The sequence below is a fragment of the Micromonospora sp. CPM1 genome (genome assembly GCF_023896895.1).
GTDB classification, from domain to species: Bacteria; Actinomycetota; Actinomycetes; order Mycobacteriales; family Micromonosporaceae; genus Micromonospora; species Micromonospora tulbaghiae.
Genome location: NZ_JAMHIU010000009.1, coordinates 193,295 through 213,152, shown reverse-complemented (window position 1 = coordinate 213,152; position 19,858 = coordinate 193,295). Strand labels below are relative to the sequence as shown.

Here is a 19,858-nt window from a genome sequence, read left to right as displayed (position 1 = left end):
TGGGGAGGGTGGCAGTGCCGGAGATCTTGCCGACGACCTGGGTCGGGACGACCGCGAAACAGATCGCCCGGGCGGTACGCCGTGGCGACGTCTCCGCCACCCAGGTCGTCGCCGACCACCTGGACCACGTCGCCCGGGTCGACGCCGAGCTGGGCGCGTTCCGCACGGTACGCGGCGGCGAGGCGATCACCGAGGCGGAGAAGGTCGACGAGCAGGAGGAACTGGCGAACCTGCCGCTGGCCGGCGTGCCGGTGGCGGTCAAGGAGAACACGCCGGTGGCCGGCCTGCCCACCTGGAACGGGTCGGCGGCGATGCGTACCGAGGTGGCGGAGGCCGACCACGAGGTGGTCCGGCGGCTGCGCGGCGCGGGCGCTGTCATCCTCGGCGTGACCCGGATGCCGGAGCTGGGCCTGTGGGCGCTCACCGACGACGACACCGCCGTCACCCGCAACCCGTGGGACCTGGCGCGTACCCCCGGCGGCTCGTCCGGCGGCGCGGCCGCCGCGGTGGCCGCCGGGCTGGTGCCGATGGCCCACGGCAACGACGGTCTCGGCTCGATCCGCATCCCGGCGGCCTGCTGCGGCCTGGTCGGGCTCAAGCCCGGCCGGGGCGTGGTGCCCTGCCAGCTCGGCGCGGACGACTGGTTCGGGCTCACCGAGCACGGCATGCTGACCAGCACCGTCGCCGACGCGGTGGTCGGCTTCTCGGTGCTGGCCGGCCGCCGGCCGGACAAGCTGGTCCCGCCGGAGCGGCTGCGGGTGGGCGTCTCGCTGCGGTCGCCGGTACGCGGCGTCTCGCCGGACGCGCCGAACCGGGACGCGGTCGCCGCCGCCGGCCGGCTGCTCGCCGCCGCCGGCCACGACACCGTGCCCGCCGACCCGGTCTACCCGACCCGGCTCGGCCTCCAGGGCATCGCAACCTGGTTCGCGGCCGCGGCCGCCGACGTGCGCGCCGCCGGGGTGGCGCCGCGTCAACTCCAGCGACGCAGCCGCCGGCACGTCGCGCTCGGCGAGTGGGCGCAGCGCCGGGGGTACGTGCGGGAGGCCGACCGGGCCGCCTGGCGCGAACGGTCCGTGCACTTCTTCGCGGACAACTCGATCGACCTGCTGCTCACCCCGGCGCTGGCCGGGCCGCCGCCGGAGGCCGCCGGGTGGTCCGGCCGCTCCTGGCTCGCGAACATGTCGACCAACATCAGGTACGCCCCGTACGCGGCGCCGTGGAACATCGCCGGGCTCCCGTCGATCGTGGTGCCGGTCGGGCGCCGCCCGGACGGCCTGCCGGTGGGCGTGCAGTTCGTCGGCCCGCCCGGCTCCGAACTGCTGCTGCTCGGGGTGGCCGGCCAGTTCGAGATGCAGGCGCCGTGGGCCCGGCACGCACCCGGCTATCCCCGCGTCGGAACGGGGTCGCCGGCCACCGCGTGATCGTCTAGCGTGTGCGCACCCCTGTCGCGCACACCACCTCGGACGGTCCCCGATGCACTGCCAGACCTGCGGGGACCCCACGTCCCCGGCCTATGAGGAGTGCCGGCGCTGCGGCACCCGCGTCGGTCAGCCCGCCGTGAGTCCCGGCATGCCCACGTACGGCGTGCGTGGCCTGGCCGTGGCCGGCGCGTTCGCGGTCGGCGCCGCCACCCTGTGCTACCTGCTCACGGCGCTGTTCCCGATCGTGGGTGTGCGGATGGCCCGTTCGGCCGCCGAGCAGCTCGACCGGGACGTGCTGCTCGGCGCGGTGCTGGCCGAGGTGCTGTTCTCGCTGCCCTACCTGCTCGCCCTGCTGACCGCGGGGACGCTCGTGGTGATCTGGACCTGGCGGGCCCGCAAGAACCTGGACGCGTTCCCGGGCGCGGTGCCGAACCTCAGCCCGGCGTGGGCCATCGCCGGCTGGCTGGTGCCGTTCGCCAACTTCGTCGTACCGGCCCGGGTGCTCGCCGACCTGCTCCGCAACAGCGTCTGGCGACGCCGCCAGTCGTGGCTCGTCGGGGTGTGGTGGGCGAGCTGGCTGGTGTTCCTGATCGGTGACCGGTTCGTCGCCCGGGCCGAGCAGCAGCGCTACGACCGGCTGACCGAGCTGCCCCGCAACGACGCGGAGTTCGGCACGTACGTGCGCTTCTACGAGGACGCGCTCGCGCCCCGGCTGGTGCCGGCGGTGGCCTGCCTGGTCGCCGGGATCGCGTTCGTCGTGCTGATCCGCCGGATCTCCGCCGCCCAGCAGGACCGGCTCGCGCGGGCCGTCCCCGCGTGGCCGGGACAGCCGGTCCGGCCCGGCCAGTCCGCCTGACCCGGTCAACCGGGTTGGCCCGCGCCCGCCGCGCCGATGCCGGTCGCGCCGACGTCGCCGCAGGTTCCGCCCGCCCCGGGTGGCACGATCGGGGCATGACGGAACTGGTCGGTCTCGCCGACGTACAGGCCGCGCGGGAACTGCTCGCCGGTGTCACCCGTACCACCCCGCTGGAGCCGTCCCGGCCGCTCAGCGCCGCGCTCGACGGGCCGGTCTGGCTCAAGTGCGAGAACCTCCAGCGCGCCGGGTCGTACAAGGTGCGCGGCGCGTACGTGCGGATCTCCCGGCTCTCGGCCGAGGAGCGGGCCCGCGGCGTGGTCGCGGCGAGCGCCGGCAACCACGCCCAGGGGGTGGCACTCGCCGCCGGGCTGGTCGGCGCGCACGCCACCGTCTTCATGCCGGTGAACGCGCCGCTGCCGAAGGTCGCCGCGACGAAGGGGTACGGCGCGCAGATCGAGCTGGTCGGCAACACGGTGGACGAGTCGCTCGTCGCGGCGCAGACCTTCGCCGAGCGGACCGGCGCGGTGTTCATCCACCCGTTCGACCACGCGGACGTCATCGCCGGGCAGGGCACCGTGGCGCTGGAGATCCTCGAACAGTGCCCGGACGTGCGCACCATCGTGACCGGGGTGGGCGGCGGCGGGCTGGTCTCGGGCATGGCGGTGGCGGCCAAGGCGCTGCGTCCCGACGTACGCGTGATCGGGGTCCAGGCGGCGAGCGCCGCCGCCTTCCCGCCCTCGCTGCGGGCCGGCGAGCCGATGCGGCTGCCCTCGTTCGCGACGATCGCCGACGGGATCGCCGTCGGCCGTCCGGGCGAGCTGACCTTCACCCATGTCCGCAAGCTCGTCGACGAGGTCGTCACGGTCTCCGAGGAGGACATCTCCCGGGCGCTGCTGATGCTGCTGGAACGCGGCAAGCAGGTCGTCGAGCCGGCCGGCGCGGTCGGCGTGGCGGCGCTGCTGGCCGGCGCGGTGGAGGTGACCGCGCCGGTCGTCGCGGTGCTGTCCGGCGGCAACATCGACCCGCTGCTGATGCTCCGGGTGATCGAGCACGGCCTGGCGGCGGCCGGCCGGTTCCTGCGGATCACCGTGCGCTGCACGGACCGGCCCGGCCAGCTCGCCTCCCTGCTCGGCGAGATCGCCGAGCACCGGGCCAACGTGGTGGACGTGGTGCACCAGCGCGCCAACCCGCACCTGCGCCTCGGCGAGGTGGAGGTGGCCCTGTCCGTGGAGACCCGCGGGGTGGAGCACTCGGACACGCTGATCAGCGCGTTGCGTGCGAGCGGCTACCAGGTGGTCTTCACCGGCGAGGGCTGAGCCCTCGGCGGAATCGCGACGCCCGAGCGGAACGGGAACACCACAGCGGAACGCGAACGCCCCGGCCGGATGATCCGGTCGGGGCGTTCGGGTGTGCGGCTCGGGTCCGAGGAGGGCCTGTCAGCCTCGGTCGGGTTCGGGACCCGAGCCATCCGGCGCGGGTCCGGAAGGGGTCAGCCGCTGTACGGCTCGAAGGAGACGATGGTCACCTTGATATCGGCGCCGCTCGGCGCGGTGTAGGTGCAGGTCTGCCCCGCCTTGCCACCGAGGATCGCCTTGCCGAGCGCGGACTCGGGGCTGTAGACCGTGAGGTCGGTGGTGGAGGCGATCTCCCGGGAGCCGAGCAGGAAGGTCTCGCTGTCGTCGGCGTCGTCGTCGAAGTAGATCTTCACGACCATGCCCGGCGACACCGCGTCGGTGTCCGGCGCCTCACCGACCTTGGCGGTGCGCAGCAGCTCCTTGAGGTAGAGAATGCGGCCCTCGGCCTTGCCCTGCTCCTCACGGGCGGCGTGGTAGCCACCGTTCTCCCGCAGGTCGCCCTCCTCGCGACGGGCGTTGATCTCGGCGGCGATGACCGGCCGGTTGGCGATCAGCTCGTCGAGCTCGGCCTGCAGACGGTCGTAGGCGTCCTGGGACAGCCAGGTGGCGGGCGCCTCGTTTCCATTTGTGGACACAGGCGGTCTCCTCGATTGGTGCGGACTGGCTGACAGGTGAACTTGCAAGGCTACCAGTGCGGGTCGCGTCGAGGTGTGATCAATCACCCCGGGTGCCGGTGGCGGGCCGGGGTGCGGTGGCCGGCGACTCGCCGGCGGTCCGGCTCAGCCGGCGGGCCGGCAGCGCAGGACCTCGCCGATGAACGGCCGGGCGCTCGTGGGCACCTCCTGCCGGGTGCGGATGTGGCGCTGGCCGGGCTCCGCGGTCACGGTGGTCTCGGCGCTGCCCACCTGTGCCCCGTCGTGCGAGCGGGCCCGCAGCAGACAGGTGGCGGAGCCGCCCGGCGGCACGGTGACCCGGAAGTCGACCACCACCCGGGAGTCGGTGATGTCGGTGTAGCTGATCATCTCGCCCTGGTACTGCGGGTCGCCGTACTGGTAGTAGAGCTTCGCCGCGCCCAGCCCGAGGACGGCGAGGAGGACCGTCACAGTGAGGGCGAGCAGGAGTGGCCGGCGGCGTCCCGGCTCCCGGCGGCGGCCGTAGCGGCCCGGCGGGAAGGCCGGCGCCTCCGCGGCGACTGTGGCGTGCGTCTCGCTCACCGGCGGGTATCTCCTGGCGTTGTTGTCGGCGGCATCGGCAAGAATGGCTAGGTCCATCTTCCCAGCCCGGCGCTGAGTCAAGGATGGCAGGTCGGCCTGGACCGGCGGGCGTGGCCCTGGCCACTCCGGTGGCGGGCCCGGCCGGCCGTCACGGGGGCTTTCGCGGGCGCGGGGGGAGATTCCGGCAGGTCAGCCGGTCGGCCCGGGGGCCGGTCGGCGGGCACAGACGAGGAGCGCCGAAGGTGGCAGAACAGCTGCGTCTCATGGCGGTGCACGCCCATCCCGACGACGAGTCGAGCAAGGGCGCCGCCATGATGGCGAAATACGTCGCCGAGGGGGTGGACGTCCTGGTCGTCACCGCCACCGGTGGCGAGCGGGGCAGTGTGCTCAACCCCAAGATGGACCGCCCCGACGTCTGGGCGAACATCGGTGACATCCGGCGCGCCGAGATGGACGCCGCCCGGGCCATCCTCGGCGTCGAGCAGGCGTGGCTCGGCTTCGTCGACTCCGGGCTGCCCGAGGGCGACCCGCTGCCGCCGCTGCCCGAGGGCTGCTTCGCCCTCCAGGACGTGGACGTCGCCGCCGCGCCGCTGGTGCGCCTGATGCGGCAGTTCCGCCCGCACGTCGTCACCACGTACGACGAGGAGGGCGGCTACCCGCACCCCGACCACATCATGACCCACAAGATCACCGTGGCGGCGTTCGACGCGGCCGGTGACCCCGAGCGCCACCCCGAGGTGGGCGAGCCGTGGCAGCCGCTGAAGCTCTACTACGACGTGGGCTTCTCCCGCGCCAAGATCATGAGTCTGCACGAGGCGGTGCTCGCCGCCGGGCTCGAATCGCCGTACGGCGAGTGGATGAAGCGCTGGGACGAGCGCCCCGACAAGGGCGCCCGGATCACCACCCGGGTCGAGTGCGCCGACTACTTCCCGGTCCGCGACGACGCGCTGCGCGCGCACGCCACCCAGATCGACCCGGACGGCTTCTGGTTCCAGGTGCCGATGGAGCTGCAGAAGCGCGCCTGGCCGACGGAGGACTTCCAACTCGCCCGTTCGCTGGTCGACAGCCCGCTGCCCGAGTCCGACCTGTTCGCGGGCGTACGTGAGGCGTGCCGTGCCCACTGACCGGGCCGGGGGCTACCCTGGTGCTCAGTCGCACATCGGAGGAACACCATGCTGACCACCGTCGAGGTGCTCGCGCAGAACAACTTCGGTGACACCCGCACGGGTGGTCTGGCCGGTCCGATGGGCCTCTTCCTGATCGTCGCGCTGGCCACCGTCACCGTCCTGCTGATCCGCAACATGAACGCCCGGCTGCGCCGGCTGCCCGACCGCTTCCCGCAGCAGGGCGCCCCGGGCCGGGCCGATTCCGCAGTCGCCGATCCGACAGACGGGCTCGTCGAGCAGGATTCACCGACGAACGCGCCCAACGGCTCCCAGCAGCACCGGAACAGCTGAACACCGCGTGAATCACGTCGAAGCCGGTCGTCGCCCCCTGTTGCGACCACCGGCTTTGGCTTAGCCTTCCGCCGGGGGGACCGTCAGGCCCCGGACCCTGCGCGGAAGGGGGACGCCGATGTCGAAGACAGCACCGGCCCCCGACCATGCCCCGGCCCGACCCGTTGACGGGGCGGCCCCGTGACCACCGAGCCGGCCGACCGTTCCCCCGACCGGATCGGCCTGCGCGGGACACCGGTGGGCGTCGTCCTGCTCACCGTCGCGGTCGCGCTGACCGGTCTGCTCGCCGCCGCGCTCGGCCTCACCGTCCCGTCGCACCTGCCGGCCGGCGAGGCACTGCCCGGTCCGGCGCGCTTCGGCATCGCCGCCGCCGCGTTCGCGGTGGCCCAGCTCGCCCGGCTGCGCTTCCGCAGCGCCTCGGGCATGGTGAGCATCACCTGGGGCGAGGCCGCGCTCGTGGTCTGCCTCTGGCTGGTGCCGGCCGGCTGGCTCCCGGCCGCCGCCCTGCTGGGCGTGGGCGCCGCCTGGACCGCGATGTCGGTGGTCTCCGACCGCCGTCCCGCACTGGAACTGGTCGGGATCGCCGGTACGCTCACCGCCGCCACCGCGCTCGCCGCGGCCGTGGCCACCGCGCTCGGCCCGCCGCTGCTCGCCGCGCCCACCCCGGAGCTGGCGCTCACGCTCACCGCCGCCGCGGTCGCGTACCTGCTGACCACCGCCTTCCTGGGCGCCGTCACGCTCGCCCTGCGGCACGGCATCGCGATCGGGCCGCCGCTGCTCGCCGCGCTGCGCGGCAAGCTGCTCATGTTCGTCGGCAACGTGGCGGTCGGCCTGGTGGTCGTCGCGCTGCTCGAACTCGACGCGCGCTGGCTGCTGCTCCTGCCGCCACCGCTCTGGCTGCTCCAGCAGACCTACCGGCACCGGCTCCGCGCCGACCAGGAGCGGCGCACCTGGCGGGCGTTCGCCGAGGCCACCGCCGCGCTCAACCAGCTCGACGAGCGCGGCGTGGCGACCGCCGCGGTGACCGGCGCGCTCACCCTGTTCGGCGCGGAACTGGTCGAGGTCGACGTGGCCCGGGGCGAGGGCCGCTGGCGCCGCTACCGGGCCGACCGCGGCGGGCAGGTCCGCGACCGGGAGGTGGAGCCGTCCGCCGGCGCCGACCCGGGGGAGCACGAACTGGTGCGGCGCCTCGCGGTGGGATCGGCCGAGGTCGGGCACCTGCGGGTGCGGTTCGCCCGGTCCGCCCCGCCGAGCGCCCGGGAACGCGACGGCGTGGCGGCCTTCGGCGACGCCCTGGCCGCCGCCCTGCACGACGCCGCCACGCACCGGGAGCTTCGTCTGGTCACCGCCCGCTCGTCGTACGACGCGGTGCACGACCAGCTCACCGGACTGCTCAACCGGGCGGCGCTGCTGGCCAAGGGGGACCAGGCGCTGCGGCAGCGCGCGCACGACCACCCGGTGGCCCTGCTGCTGCTCGACGTGAACCAGTTCAAGGAGGTCAACGACACGCTCGGGCACTCGGCGGGCGACCAGTTGCTGCGGCTCACCTCCAACCGTCTCGCCGCGCTGACCCGGCCGGGTGACCTGCTCGGGCGCCTCGGCGGCGACGAGTTCGCCCTGCTGCTGACCTCGGTTCCGCTGGTCGAGGACCGGACGGCCCCGCTGGCGTACGCGCTGCGCCAGGCCCGGGAGGTCGCCGAGCGCCTCGCCGCTCCGACCGAGGTGGCCGGGGTACGGATGTCCGTCGAGGTGGCGGTGGGCGTGGTGGTCGCCGACGCGGGCGCGGCCGACCTGACCGAGCTGCTGCGGCGCGCCGACATCGCCATGTACCAGGCGAAGGAGGGCGGCGGCAGCGTCGCCGCGTACGACAGTTCCCGCGACGCGGCGAGCACCGACCACCTGGCGTTGCTCGCGGAGATGCGGGAGGCCCTGGCCGCCGACGACCAGCTGGTGCTGGCGTTGCAACCGGCGGTGGACCTGGCGACCGGCGCGCCGACCGGGGTGGAGGCGCTGATCCGGTGGCGGCATCCGCGCCGGGGCTGGCTCGGCCCGGCCGACTTCATCCGCCCGGTGGAGAACAGCGAGCAGCTCGGCAGCTTCACCCGGTACGTGCTGGACAAGGCGCTGGCGGTCGCCTCCGGCTGGGCGCGGGACGGCCTGGACGTCCCGATCTCGGTGAACCTGTCCGCGCGCAGCCTGCTCGACCCGCGGCTGCCCGCCGAGATCGAGGAGGCGCTGCGTCGCCACCAGGTGCCGCCGCACCGGCTGGTCCTGGAGATCACCGAGACGGTGGTGATGAGCGAGCTGGAGGTCATCGACGAGGTGCTGGCCACGCTGCGCGGCATGGGCGTGCAGCTCGCCGTGGACGACTTCGGCACCGGGTTCTCGTCGCTGACGTTCCTCACCCGGATCGCCGTGGACGAGTTGAAGGTGGACCGCTCGTTCGTGCTCCGGATGGCCGACTCACCGGAGGCGGCGGCGATCGTCCGGACCACCGTCGGGCTGGCCCACGAGCTGGGGCTGCGGGTGGTGGCCGAGGGCGTGGAGACCGCCGAGCAACGCACCGCGCTGGCCGAGCTGGGCTGCACCGCCGCCCAGGGCTACCACTTCTTCAAGCCGATGCCGGCCGACAAGATCGCCGCGGTGCTGGGGTCGCTGCGCGACGCCGCTCCGGGCAACGTCTTCCCGCTGCGCGCCGACGGCGCCTCCTGACCCCTGCCGCACCGGCGGCGTCGGAAGGCGATGGTGGATAGGGTCGGGTGGTGAACCGACTCGCCAAGGCCACCTCGCCCTATCTGCTCCAGCACGCCGACAACCCGGTCGACTGGTGGCCGTGGTGCGACGAGGCGTTCGCCGAGGCGAAGCGGCGCGACGTGCCGGTGCTGATCTCGGTCGGCTACGCGGCCTGCCACTGGTGCCACGTGATGGCCCACGAGTCGTTCGAGAACGAGGCAGTGGCCCGGCTGATGAACGACGACTTCGTCTGCGTCAAGGTCGACCGCGAGGAGCGCCCCGACGTCGATGCGGTCTACATGACCGCCACCCAGGCGATGACCGGGCAGGGCGGCTGGCCGATGACCGTCTTCGCCACGCCGGACGGCACCCCGTTCTTCTGCGGCACGTACTTCCCCCGCGCCAACTTCGTCCGCCTGCTCGGCTCGGTCGCCACCGCCTGGCGCGACCAGCGCGAGGCGGTGCTGCGGCAGGGTGCCGCCGTGGTCGAGGCGATCGGCGGCGCGCAGGCAGTCGGCGGCGTCACCGCCCCGCTCACCGCCGAACTGCTCGACGCCGCCGCCGGTCAGCTCGCCCGGGAGTACGACGAGACGAACGGCGGTTTCGGCGGCGCGCCGAAGTTCCCGCCGCACATGAACCTGCTGTTCCTGCTCCGGCACCACCAGCGCACCGGCTCGGCGCGCAGCCTGGAGATCGTCCGGCACACCTGCGAGGCGATGGCTCGCGGCGGCCTCAACGACCAGCTCGCGGGCGGCTTCGCCCGCTATTCGGTGGACGGCCACTGGACCGTGCCGCACTTCGAGAAGATGCTCTACGACAACGCGCTGCTGCTGCGGGTCTACACCCAGCTCTGGCGGCTCACCGGCGACCGGCTGGCCCGCCGGGTGGCCCGCGACACCGCCCGGTTCCTCGCCGACGAGCTGCACCGCGCCGGTGAGGGCTTCGCCTCGGCGCTCGACGCGGACACCGAGGGCGTCGAGGGGCTCACCTACGTCTGGACGCCCGACCAGCTCGCCGAGGTGCTGGGGGAGGACGACGGCCGGTTCGCCGCGGACCTGTTCGGCGTCACCGCCGACGGCACGTTCGAGCACGGCACCAGCGTGCTGCGGCTGGCGCGGGACGTCGACGACGCCGACCCCGAGGTGCGGGCCCGCTGGCAGGACGTGGTGGGCCGGCTGCTGGCCGCTCGCGACACCCGCCCTCAGCCGGCCCGCGACGACAAGGTGGTGGCCGCCTGGAACGGGCTCGCGATCACCGCCATCGCGGAGTTCCAGCAGGTCGCCGCGCTGCTCGTGTCGTCCGACGACGAGGACGCGAACCTGATGGACGGCGTCCTCATCGTCTCCGACGGCGCGATGCGGGACGCCGCCGAGCACCTGGCCGCCGCGCACCTGGTGGACGGCCGGCTGCGCCGGGTCTCCCGGGACAAGGTCGTGGGTCAGCCGGCCGGCGTGCTGGAGGACTACGGCTGCGTGGCCGAGGCGTTCTGCGCGATGCACCAGCTCACCGGCGAGGGGCGGTGGCTGAGCCTGGCCGGCGAGCTGCTCGACGTGGCGCTGGCCCGGTTCGCCGGCCCGGACGGCGCCTTCTACGACACCGCCGACGACGCCGAGCGCCTGGTCACCCGGCCCGCCGACCCGACCGACAACGCGACCCCGTCGGGCCGGTCGGCGATCGTCGCGGCGCTCGTGGCGTACGCGGCGCTGACCGGGGAGACCCGCTACCGGGAGGCGGCCGAGAAGACGCTGTCGACTGTCGCGCCGATCGTCGACCGGCACGCCCGGTTCACCGGGTACGCGGCCACCGTCGGCGAGGCGCTGCTGTCCGGGCCGTACGAGATCGCGGTGGCGACCGGCGACCCGGAGGGCGACCCGCTGGTGGCCGCGGCGCGGCGCCACGCCCCGCCCGGCGCGGTGGTGGTGGCCGGCGCCCCGGACCAGCCCGGCGTGCCGCTGCTGGCCGGGCGGCCGTTCGTCGACGGGCGGCCCGCCGCGTACGTCTGCCGGGGCTTCGTCTGCCAGCGGCCGGTGACCGGCGTCGACGAGCTGATCGCGCAGCTCGGCTGAGCGGGGCGGGCCGGGCCGCCCTCACGGTCCGGCCCGGTACCGGCCCTTATAGGCTGGCGGCGCTATGGACTCCCGTACCGGTCTCCCCGTCGTGGGCATGGTGGGTGGCGGCCAGCTCGCCCGGATGACCCACCAGGCCGCCATCGCTCTCGGCCAGTCGCTGCGCGTGCTGGCGCAAGCCCCGGATGACGGCGCCGCGCTGGTCGCCGCCGACGTCCAGTACGGCGACCACACCGACCTGGCCGCGCTGCGTACGTTCGCCAAGGGCTGCGACGTGGTCACCTTCGACCACGAGCACGTCCCCAACGAGCACATCCGCGCCCTGACCGACGAGGGCGTGAAGCTGTTCCCGCCGGCCGAGGCGCTGGTGCACGCGCAGGACAAGCGGGTGATGCGGGAACGGCTCGGCGAGCTGGGCGCGCCGAACCCGGCCTGGCGTCCGGTGGAGTCCCCGGCCGACCTGATCGCCTTCGGCGAGGAGACCGGCTGGCCGGTGGTGCTCAAGGCCGCCCGGGGCGGCTACGACGGTCGCGGCGTCTGGATGGTCGACGACGCCGGCCAGGCCGGCGAGCTGGCCGCCACCCTGCTCGCCGGTGGCACCCCGCTGCTGGTCGAGGAGCGGGTGGCGCTGCGCCGGGAGTTGGCCGTGCAGGTGGCCCGCTCGCCGTTCGGGCAGGTGGCCGCGTACCCGGTGGTGGAGACCGTGCAGCGCGACGGCATCTGCGTCGAGGTGCTGGCGCCCGCGCCCGACCTGCCGGAGGAGCAGGCCGTCGCCGCGCAGCAGCTCGCCATCGACCTGGCCACCGCGCTCGGCGTGGTCGGTCTGCTCGCGGTGGAGCTGTTCGACACGCCCTCCGGGCTGGTCGTCAACGAGCTGGCGATGCGGCCGCACAACTCCGGGCACTGGACCATCGAGGGGGCCCGGACCTCGCAGTTCGAGCAGCACCTGCGGGCGGTGCTCGACTACCCGATGGGGGACACCTCGCTGACCGCGCCGGTCGTGGTGATGGCGAACGTGCTGGGCGGCGAGCCGGGCGGCATGTCCGTCGACGAGCGGCTGCACCACCTGTTCGCCGCCGAGCCCGGGGCCAAGGTCCACCTGTACGGCAAGCAGGTCCGCCCGGGCCGCAAGATCGGGCACGTCACCGTGCTCGGCAACGACCTCGACGACGTACGGGCCCGGGCCGCGCGTGCCGCCCGCTGGCTCCAGGAGGGGCAGTGATGAGCACCGTCGGGCTGATCATGGGCAGCGACTCGGACTGGCCGGTCATGAAGGCCGCCGCCGAGGCGCTCGACGAGTTCGGCGTGCCGTACGAGGTGGGCGTGGTCTCCGCACACCGCACCCCGGACAAGATGATCGAGTACGGCCGCGCCGCCGCCGGCCGTGGTGTCCAGGTGATCATCGCGGGGGCGGGCGGAGCGGCCCACCTGCCCGGCATGGTCGCCTCGGTCACCCCGCTGCCGGTCATCGGCGTCCCGGTGCCGCTGAAGTACCTGGACGGCATGGACTCGCTGCTGTCCATCGTGCAGATGCCGGCGGGCGTGCCGGTCGCCACCGTGTCGATCGGCAACGCCCGCAACGCCGGCCTGCTGGCGGTACGCATCCTGGGCGCTTCCGACCCCGTGCTGCGCGACAGGATGGCCGCCTACCAGGCGAGCCTGGAGGATCTGGTCGCCGAGAAGGAAGCCGCGCTGCGCGCCTCCCTGATCTGACCACTCGTCACCCTGCGTGCTCAACCCCGCTCGGTTGCTCTGCGTGACCAACCTGGTGGGCGAGGGTTGCTGCCCTCCGCCGCCTTTGCTCTGCAGCCATCGACGCACCATGGCCCTGAACTGCGACGCGGCATTTCGACGCCGACGGCTCGGCGACGGCGACTGTCACGTCGGGTAACTGCTGCGTCGGTGGGTGCAGAGCAAAGGCGGCTGAGGGGAATGCTCCCGCCGCGCCCGGCCGGCACGGAGCGTGACCGGGTTGAGGGCGGTCTCGCAGGGTGCCGCAGACCTGGGCGTGAGCCGGCTAGGCCGACCAGTCACAGCCAGGCGGGGTCACAGCCCGGGCCAGTCACAGCCCGGGTCAGTCGCGGCCCGGGCCGGACGGCTCACCGCATGCCGCGCAGCGCGGTCTGGAGGCGTTCCTGGGCGCGACGGCGACGTTCGTTGCTCGCACCGAGCACCAGCAGCACGATGCCGACCGGGATCAGCACCAGCCACGGGCCGAGGCTGAACAACGCGTGCACGGCCGCGATCGCGGTCACCGTCGCGCCGACGATCACCGGGGCCTGCTGCCGGCTGGTCGAGCCGAAGATCAGCACCGCGACGGCGCCGAGCAGCAGCAGCACCTGACGCAGCATGCTCGATTCGGTCGCGATGACGATCGCCAGCGTGGGCAGGAACGCGGTGACCAGCGCCGGCCCGTACGCCACCCAGCTCGACAGGTCGGGCCGGTGCCGCAGTTGCAGGACGCCGACCAGCAGGGCGAGCGCGGCGAACGGCAGCGTGTACGCCTCCGGCAGCGCCACGTCGGCCACCCGCATCAGGATCCACCAGGCGCTGATCTCGCAGGCCACCACCGCCCAGAACAGAAGGTTGCGCTCCATCGGCCGGCGTCCCGGACGGCTGGCCGCCACCCCGAGGACCGCGCCCCATGCGGCCAGCAGCGCGGCGATGTGCCGGGGCGAGTCGTACGCCAGCGCCAGCGCGATGAGCGCCGCCCCGTAGCCGCTCCACTCGACTGTGGCCGCCTCCCGGTACGCCTCGGGGCGGCGCAGCCGGGGCAGCGTGGCGGCGAACACCTGCAACGCCGCGCCGACCGCGAGCACCCCGAACGCGGACCAGACGGCCGCCAGCCCGGACTTCAGGCCGATCGTGAGCACGAACAGCTGAGCCATCACCGAGCCGAACAACCAGCCCAGGATGCGCGCCCGCTGGGTGGTGCCGAACAGCGCGGCGACGGCACCCACGCCGACCGCCCCGCCGAGCGTGAACACGGTCAGGTCGCTCGTGGCGAGGCTGCCGGCGAGCCCGGCGCCACCGGCGGCCAGCCCGAGCGCGAAGACCAGCACCCGGGCCACCCGGATCGACCGGCCCGGCTCGGCGATCGCCGGCGGCGGGGTGAGCGCCAGCCCGAGCATCGAGATGGTGAACACCGCGAGCGCGGCCAGTGCGGTCACCGGCCAGCCCTTGCCGAGCGCCACCGGCGTGATCAGCAGCGTGATCGCCGCGCCGGGCAGGATCACCGGCACCGCCCGGGACCGGCGCCCGCCGCTGAATCCGGTGGCGGCGAGTGCCGCGGTCACTGTCAGCAGCAGTGCGGTGAGCACGTGCGTGGGGTTGACCGCCTCCGGCGGCGGGGTCAGCAACTCCGGTGGCGGGCCCTGCCACACCCGGCTCAGCACCGCGAAGGGCGAGAACAGCGCCACCACGAGCGACGGCGCCAGGGTGGCCAGGGCCAGCGCGGTGGGCAGCGCCGCGGCGGCGAGCGCACCGGCGGCCGGGCTGACCCGCCAGCGCAGCTCGGGGTCGTCCGGGGCACGCCGTAGCGCGCCGTTGAGCAGCACGGTCCAGCGGCGTACCGGCCGACCCGAACCGGCGGGCGGGACGGTGGCGGCCCGCACCAGCTCGGCGAGCACACCGAGCAGCGCGGCGGCGGCGGCGAACACGCCCGCCGGCAGGCCGACAGCGAGCGCCGCGGCGGCGGTGACGGTGGCCGCGCCGACCACCGCGACGCTGGCGTACGGAAGGTACTGCGGCACCTGCCGGCGTACCGCCGCGATCGCGGCCAGACCGATGCTGGCGGCGGCGAGCGCGGCGGTGAGCACCACCTGGGGCGGGCGGCCGTACTCGACTGCCAGCGCGGCCACCGCGCCGGGCAGCGCGAGCACTGCGGCTCCGGCACCCGCGCCGCCCACCTGCACCAGGTACGGCGGCATGCCCTCGGTGCGGATGTCGTCGACGAGCGACGGCGCGAGCGTGCGGGCCACTGCGGCCACCGTCGCGCCGATCAGCGCGATGCTGCCGAGCGCCAGCGCGGTGGTCCACGGCCGTACCAGCCCGGCCCCGGCCGCGTGCAGCGCCACCACCCCGGCCACGGTGGCCCGGGACAGCGCGGCCCGGGGATCGACAGCGGCCGCGGCGGCCATGCCGTAGACGGTGGCGACCATGCAGCCGACCAGCACCGGGGACCACCAGGGCAGGTCGAACGCGGCGGGGGCGCCCACCGTGGCGAGCACGGCGGCCAGGCCGGAGACGTCGTACTTCCACGGTGGCGGCAGCAGGATGGCCGCTGTCACCGCCAGCAGCGCCAGCGCCACCGGGGCCTGCCAGGTCGAGCCGCCGGTCGGCGCGGCCGGCCAGCCGGTCAGGTCGCCGGCCCAGATCGGACCGGGCGTGGCGAGCACGCCGAGCCCGCCGCGCAAGGCGCTCCAGGCGGCGATCAACCCGATCAACGTGCCACCGGCGGCGATGCCGAGGATCGGGCCGCGCCGCCACTCGTCGGGCAGCGCCCGGGCGGCCACCGCGACCAGCAGCACCAGCGCGGAGGCCACCACGAGCTGGCCGCCGGGGGCGAGCACCGCGGCGATCCGGGCCAGCGTGGCGACGAGCGCCACCGTGGTGGCGGCCAGCGCCAGGTCGGACCCGTCGAGAGACATGTCGGCGCGGCGCCCGGCGTCGATGCGCGGAGCGAGCGCCAGCAGCGCGGCGGCGACCAGGAGCAGGCTGCCCACCCAGGCGTCGGCCGAGGTCGCACCAGGCGCGCCGAACGCGGCGGCGGCGACTGCCACCGCACCGAGCACCGTACCGAGCGCGTGCGGCATGCTCAGATGCCGCTGCGCCACCTGCACCAGGGCGGCGTAGCCGAGCGTGACGCAGACGGCGAGGAAGCTCGCCGCGAGGATCGGCACGGTGATCTCGCGCAGGTTCGCCGGTGTGGCGACCGGCGGCGTCGGCACCGTGGCCGCCACGAACGCGGCGACGGCGCCGGGCAGGGCGAACGCCGCGCCACCCGCGGCCCAGGCGCAGACCGTCTCCGTCGCGGCGGCGGCGAGCCGGACCCGTGGGGCGAGGGACACCAGCGCCCCGGCCAGGAACAGCACCGTCAGCGCGGCGGCGGTGAGCGCCGGGCGGGCGAGCGCCGCGCCCGCGCCGATCAGGCCCAGCCCGCCCGCTGTCACGGCGTGCGCCACCGCGGCCCGTTCGGTGCGTGCGGTCAGCCCGAGCACGCCGACCGCGACAGCGGTCAGCAGCATCGGCCAGCAGGCCGCCGCCCAGCCCAGACCGAGCGACGCGGGTACGGCGAGCGCGGTGAGCGCCGCACCGACCACGGCGAACTCGCGCCGGATCTCGGCCGGCAACGCGATCACGGCGGCGACGGTAAGCAGCAACGCGCTGGCCGCGAGCTGCCAGCCGGTCGGGCCGACCGCCCGGGCCAGCTCGGCGTGCCACCCGCTCAGGTCCGCCGACCACGCGGGCAGCGCGGCCCGGACCGGGGCCAGCCCGGCGCGCAGCGCGCCACCGGCCACCACCAGGCCGCTGACCGTGAGCGCCACCGCGGAGGCGATCTGCGGACCACGCCGGGCCGTCTCCGGTACGGCCCGGACGGCGAGCCCGGTCAGCGCTATGACGGCGGAGATGAGCAGCAGGGACCGGCCGGGCAGGGCCACCGAGGCGACCCGCCCGAGCGCGCCGATGACCGCCAGCGTGAGGATGCCGGCGCCCACGTCCGGCAGCGGCGGCCGGCGCAGCACCAGCGTCCCGGCCAGCGCGACCAGGGCGGCGAGCAGCAGCACCGTGCCCGCGGCTGCGGCCGGCGGCACCGTGGTGGCGCGCAGCAGGCCGGTGACCGCGTACGCCAGCGCGAACGCGACCGCCACGCCGTGCAGCAGCCAGGTCAGCTCGGGCAGCCAGGGCACCGGCCGGGCGGTGGCGGTGGCGGCCGGACCCGGCGGCGTCTCACCGCCCAGCACCTCGGCGGACTCCTCCGGCGCCGACTCGGGCCGGTCGTCGTCGGCGCGTTGCCGGGGCGGGACGGGCGGGGCCGGCTCGGTGGCGGGCAGGTCACGCCGGACGGGGCGCTCGCGTACCACCGCCGAGCGGGCGAGCGCCAGGTCGAGCACGGCCACCACGGTCAGCACCAGCGCCCAGCCGACCGGCCCGGTGATCCGCTCGTACGCCAGCAGGGGCAGCACCGGCTGGGCGGCCAGCACAGTGGCGAAGCGCGGTGCGCGCAGACCGGTCCCGTACGCGTACCCGAGGGCGACGAGCGTGGTGACCAGGAAGATCGCCCCGGCGAACGCGGCGCCCGACGAGCCGCCGCCGATCCGGTCCACGGCCCAGAGCGCGTACCCGGCCAGCGGCACCAGCAGCAACCCGACCGCGGCGATGGTCTCGGCGGTGGAGGTGAGCCCGCGCCGGGCCAGCACCGGCGGGGCGAGCAGCATCAGCGCCGTCGCCACGAGCAGTACGCCGAGGCGGGCCAGCGCGTCCATCGAGCTGGTGGCGACCGCGGCGAAGACCACGGCGGCGACGCCGAGCAGGAGCGCGCCCAGCCCGAGCGGGATGTTCTGCACCTCGCGCGAGGACGCCTCGGGCGGGTGCTCCGGGTCGTCCGCGTCGAGCCAGCGCGGGCGACCGCGCGGCGGCGACGGGGGCAGGTCCTCCGGTGGGCCGGGCGGCGGGGTGCCCTGGCGGGGCACCCGGGGCGGCGCGCCGGTGGCGGCGGTGGGCGGGCGGCGGCCGGGCCGGCGGCGCAGGACCCGGCGCGGCCGGGTGGCCTGCCGGATCCGTTCCTCACCGGCGTGCGCCAGGATGTCCCGCTGGAAGAGGGCGGCCTGCATCTTGGCGGCGATCTGCCGCTGTTCCCGGGCGATCTCGGCGTCGCGGGCCTTCATCTCGGCGATCGAGCGCTCGATGTCGGCCAGGTGCTCGGCCCACTGGGGCTGGTGCGCGCCGCAGTGCGGGCAGACGACGGCGGGCTTGATGTCCTGCCCGCACGAGGCGCACCTGAAGCTCTCCACGACAGTCTCCCGTCCGCCCGTGCCCCCGCACTGTGGACCTCCCAGAGGCAGCATGCCTTGAGTGGGCCGGGATTTCGACAGTTGCCGCCGCGTTCCGGACAACAAAAACGGACCGGCCGCCGGGAAGACGTTCCCCGGCGGCCGGTCCGCACGGTCAGCGGGTCAGGGGCGGCCCATGCCGCGGTACTCCCAGCCGGCCTGCGTCCACAGTGTCGAGTCGAGGCAGTTGCGCCCGTCGACCACCTTGCGGCCGTTCGCCAGCTCGCCCAAGGCGACCGGGTCGGCGTTGCGGAACTCGGCCCACTCGGTGAGCACGCAGACCAGGTCGGCGCCGCGGACGGCGTCGTTCATGGTCTCCTCGTACGTCAGCTCGGGCACCGCCCGGCGCGCGTTCTCGATCCCCTGCGGGTCGAACACGTGCACGTCGGCGCCGGCCTTGCCGAGCAGCGAGGCGACCGCGAGCGCCGGCGCGTCGCGTACGTCGTCGGTGTTGGGTTTGAACGTGGCGCCGAGCACCGCGACCCGGGTGCCGGACAGGTCCGGGCCGGCCGGGCCGGAGCGGCGGCCGAGCAGTTCGGCGGCGAGCTGCACCACGCGGCTGCGGCGGCGCTGGTTGATCAGGTCGACCTCGTGCAGGAAGCGCAGCGCCTCACCGGCGCCCAGCTCCTGCGCCCGGGCCTGGAAGGCGCGGATGTCCTTGGGCAGGCAGGCGCCGCCGAAGCCCAGCCCGGCCTGGAGGAAGCGGTTGCCGATACGCGGGTCGTAGCCGATCGAGCGGGCGAGCTGGGTGACGTCGCCGCCGGCCGCCTCGCAGACCTCGGCCATCGCGTTGATGAAGGAGATCTTGGTGGCGAGGAACGCGTTCGCGGCGACCTTGACCAGCTCGGCGGTGGCGAAGTCGGTGACCACCAGCGGCACCTCGCGGTCCTCGGTGGCGGCGAGGTCGAAGACGCCTTTGTGGGCGGCGAAGAGCATGCCGTTGGCCCACTCGCTCTTGACGCCGACCACGATGCGGTTCGGACGGAGCACGTCGTCGACGGCGAAGCCCTCCTGGAGGAACTCGGGGCTCCACGCCACCTCGACGCCGAGATCGGCCGGGGTGTGCTTGCCGACGAGCTGCTCCACCCACTCGGCGGTGCCCACCGGCACGGTGGACTTGCCGACGATCAGCGCCTTGCGGGTCAGGTGCTGGGCGAGGCTGGTCACGGACGCCTCGACGTACGACAGGTCGGCGCCCATCCCGTCGGCCCGCTGCGGGGTGCCGACGCAGATGAAGTGGACGTCGCCGAAGTCGGCGGTCTCCTGGATGTCGGTGCTGAACCGCAGCCGGCCGGCGGCCAGGTTGCGCCGCAGCAGCTCGTCGAGGCCCGGCTCGTGAATCGGCACCTCGCCCGCGTTCAGCTTGGCGATCTTGTCCGTGTCGACGTCGAAGCCGAGCACCTCGTAGCCCAGTTCGGCGTAGCAGATGGCGTAGGTCGCACCGAGGTAGCCGGTGCCGAGGAAGGTCACCCGCGGGCGGGCGGCGCCGGACGGCGGGGTCACCGCGGCGATGGCGGGCATCGGCTGGGTGTTCGGGTACGGAATCGTCACGCCTGTCTTCTCCGCTCGCACTGGCGGCGCTTCCACGCGTCGCATTCTGCTGGGGCGCCGAGCCGGGCACCGAGGGAACTGGATGTCTGCTGTGAGGGTAATCGGGTCGGGCGGGCGAGGCTCGGGCGCGAGCCTACCCGCCGGTAAGGTTCG

Annotated in this window: 13 protein-coding genes; 9 read left to right on the top strand and 4 right to left on the bottom strand. The window is 74.7% G+C overall.

Annotated elements, in window-relative coordinates:
* The first annotated feature begins 8 nt into the window (after nt 1–8).
* The 3 genes from M8C11_RS13745 (at nt 9) to ilvA (ending at nt 3,593) form a co-directional block, all read left to right on the top strand.
* Nucleotides 9–1,421 carry an amidase gene (locus M8C11_RS13745; protein ID WP_121684810.1) on the top strand — a complete coding sequence of 471 codons (1,413 nt, stop codon included), beginning with the start codon at nt 9–11 and terminating at the stop codon, nt 1,419–1,421.
* 148 nt (nt 1,422–1,569) lie between these two features.
* Nucleotides 1,570–2,277, top strand: a complete 708-nt coding sequence (locus M8C11_RS13740; protein ID WP_252449803.1) for a DUF4328 domain-containing protein — start codon at nt 1,570–1,572, stop codon at nt 2,275–2,277.
* Between the two features lie 95 nt (nt 2,278–2,372).
* A complete protein-coding gene (gene ilvA / locus M8C11_RS13735; protein ID WP_121684808.1) occupies nt 2,373–3,593 on the top strand; it encodes a threonine ammonia-lyase in 1,221 nt (406 codons plus the stop codon).
* 173 nt (nt 3,594–3,766) lie between these two features.
* Here ilvA and greA read toward each other — a convergent pair whose 3' ends face one another.
* A complete protein-coding gene (gene greA / locus M8C11_RS13730) occupies nt 3,767–4,267 on the bottom strand; it encodes a transcription elongation factor GreA (protein ID WP_013284133.1) in 501 nt (166 codons plus the stop codon).
* A 144-nt stretch (nt 4,268–4,411) separates the two neighbouring features.
* Nucleotides 4,412–4,846: a DUF4307 domain-containing protein gene (locus M8C11_RS13725; protein ID WP_121684807.1), complete on the bottom strand. Its 435-nt coding sequence runs from the start codon at nt 4,844–4,846 to the stop codon at nt 4,412–4,414.
* 242 nt (nt 4,847–5,088) lie between these two features.
* Between M8C11_RS13725 and mca the strand changes: the two genes are divergently transcribed.
* The 6 genes from mca to purE all read left to right on the top strand — a co-directional run bounded on the left by mca (nt 5,089) and on the right by purE (nt 12,815).
* Complete coding sequence (gene mca, locus M8C11_RS13720) at nt 5,089–5,970, top strand: mycothiol conjugate amidase Mca (RefSeq protein WP_252449802.1); 882 nt, start codon at nt 5,089–5,091, stop codon at nt 5,968–5,970.
* A 48-nt stretch (nt 5,971–6,018) separates the two neighbouring features.
* Complete coding sequence (locus M8C11_RS13715; RefSeq protein WP_120571568.1) at nt 6,019–6,303, top strand: hypothetical protein; 285 nt, start codon at nt 6,019–6,021, stop codon at nt 6,301–6,303.
* A 216-nt stretch (nt 6,304–6,519) separates the two neighbouring features.
* Nucleotides 6,520–9,015: an EAL domain-containing protein gene (locus M8C11_RS13710; protein WP_252449830.1), complete on the top strand. Its 2,496-nt coding sequence runs from the start codon at nt 6,520–6,522 to the stop codon at nt 9,013–9,015.
* A gap of 50 nt (nt 9,016–9,065) precedes the next feature.
* Nucleotides 9,066–11,102 (top strand): thioredoxin domain-containing protein, encoded by a 2,037-nt coding sequence (locus M8C11_RS13705; RefSeq protein ID WP_252449801.1) that lies wholly within the window; start codon nt 9,066–9,068, stop codon nt 11,100–11,102.
* Between the two features lie 64 nt (nt 11,103–11,166).
* Nucleotides 11,167–12,324, top strand: coding sequence for a 5-(carboxyamino)imidazole ribonucleotide synthase (locus M8C11_RS13700; protein WP_252449800.1), 1,158 nt, complete (start codon nt 11,167–11,169; stop codon nt 12,322–12,324).
* Complete coding sequence (purE, locus tag M8C11_RS13695) at nt 12,324–12,815, top strand: 5-(carboxyamino)imidazole ribonucleotide mutase (RefSeq protein ID WP_252449799.1); 492 nt, start codon at nt 12,324–12,326, stop codon at nt 12,813–12,815. Before M8C11_RS13700 ends, purE begins: the two co-directional genes overlap by 1 nt.
* Nucleotides 12,816–13,201: 386 nt before the next feature.
* Here purE and M8C11_RS13690 read toward each other — a convergent pair whose 3' ends face one another.
* Nucleotides 13,202–18,115, bottom strand: coding sequence for an SCO7613 C-terminal domain-containing membrane protein (locus tag M8C11_RS13690; protein WP_252449798.1), 4,914 nt, complete (start codon nt 18,113–18,115; stop codon nt 13,202–13,204).
* Between the two features lie 162 nt (nt 18,116–18,277).
* Nucleotides 18,278–19,705, bottom strand: coding sequence for a UDP-glucose/GDP-mannose dehydrogenase family protein (locus tag M8C11_RS13685; protein ID WP_252449796.1), 1,428 nt, complete (start codon nt 19,703–19,705; stop codon nt 18,278–18,280).
* Between the last annotated feature and the right edge of the window lie 153 nt (nt 19,706–19,858).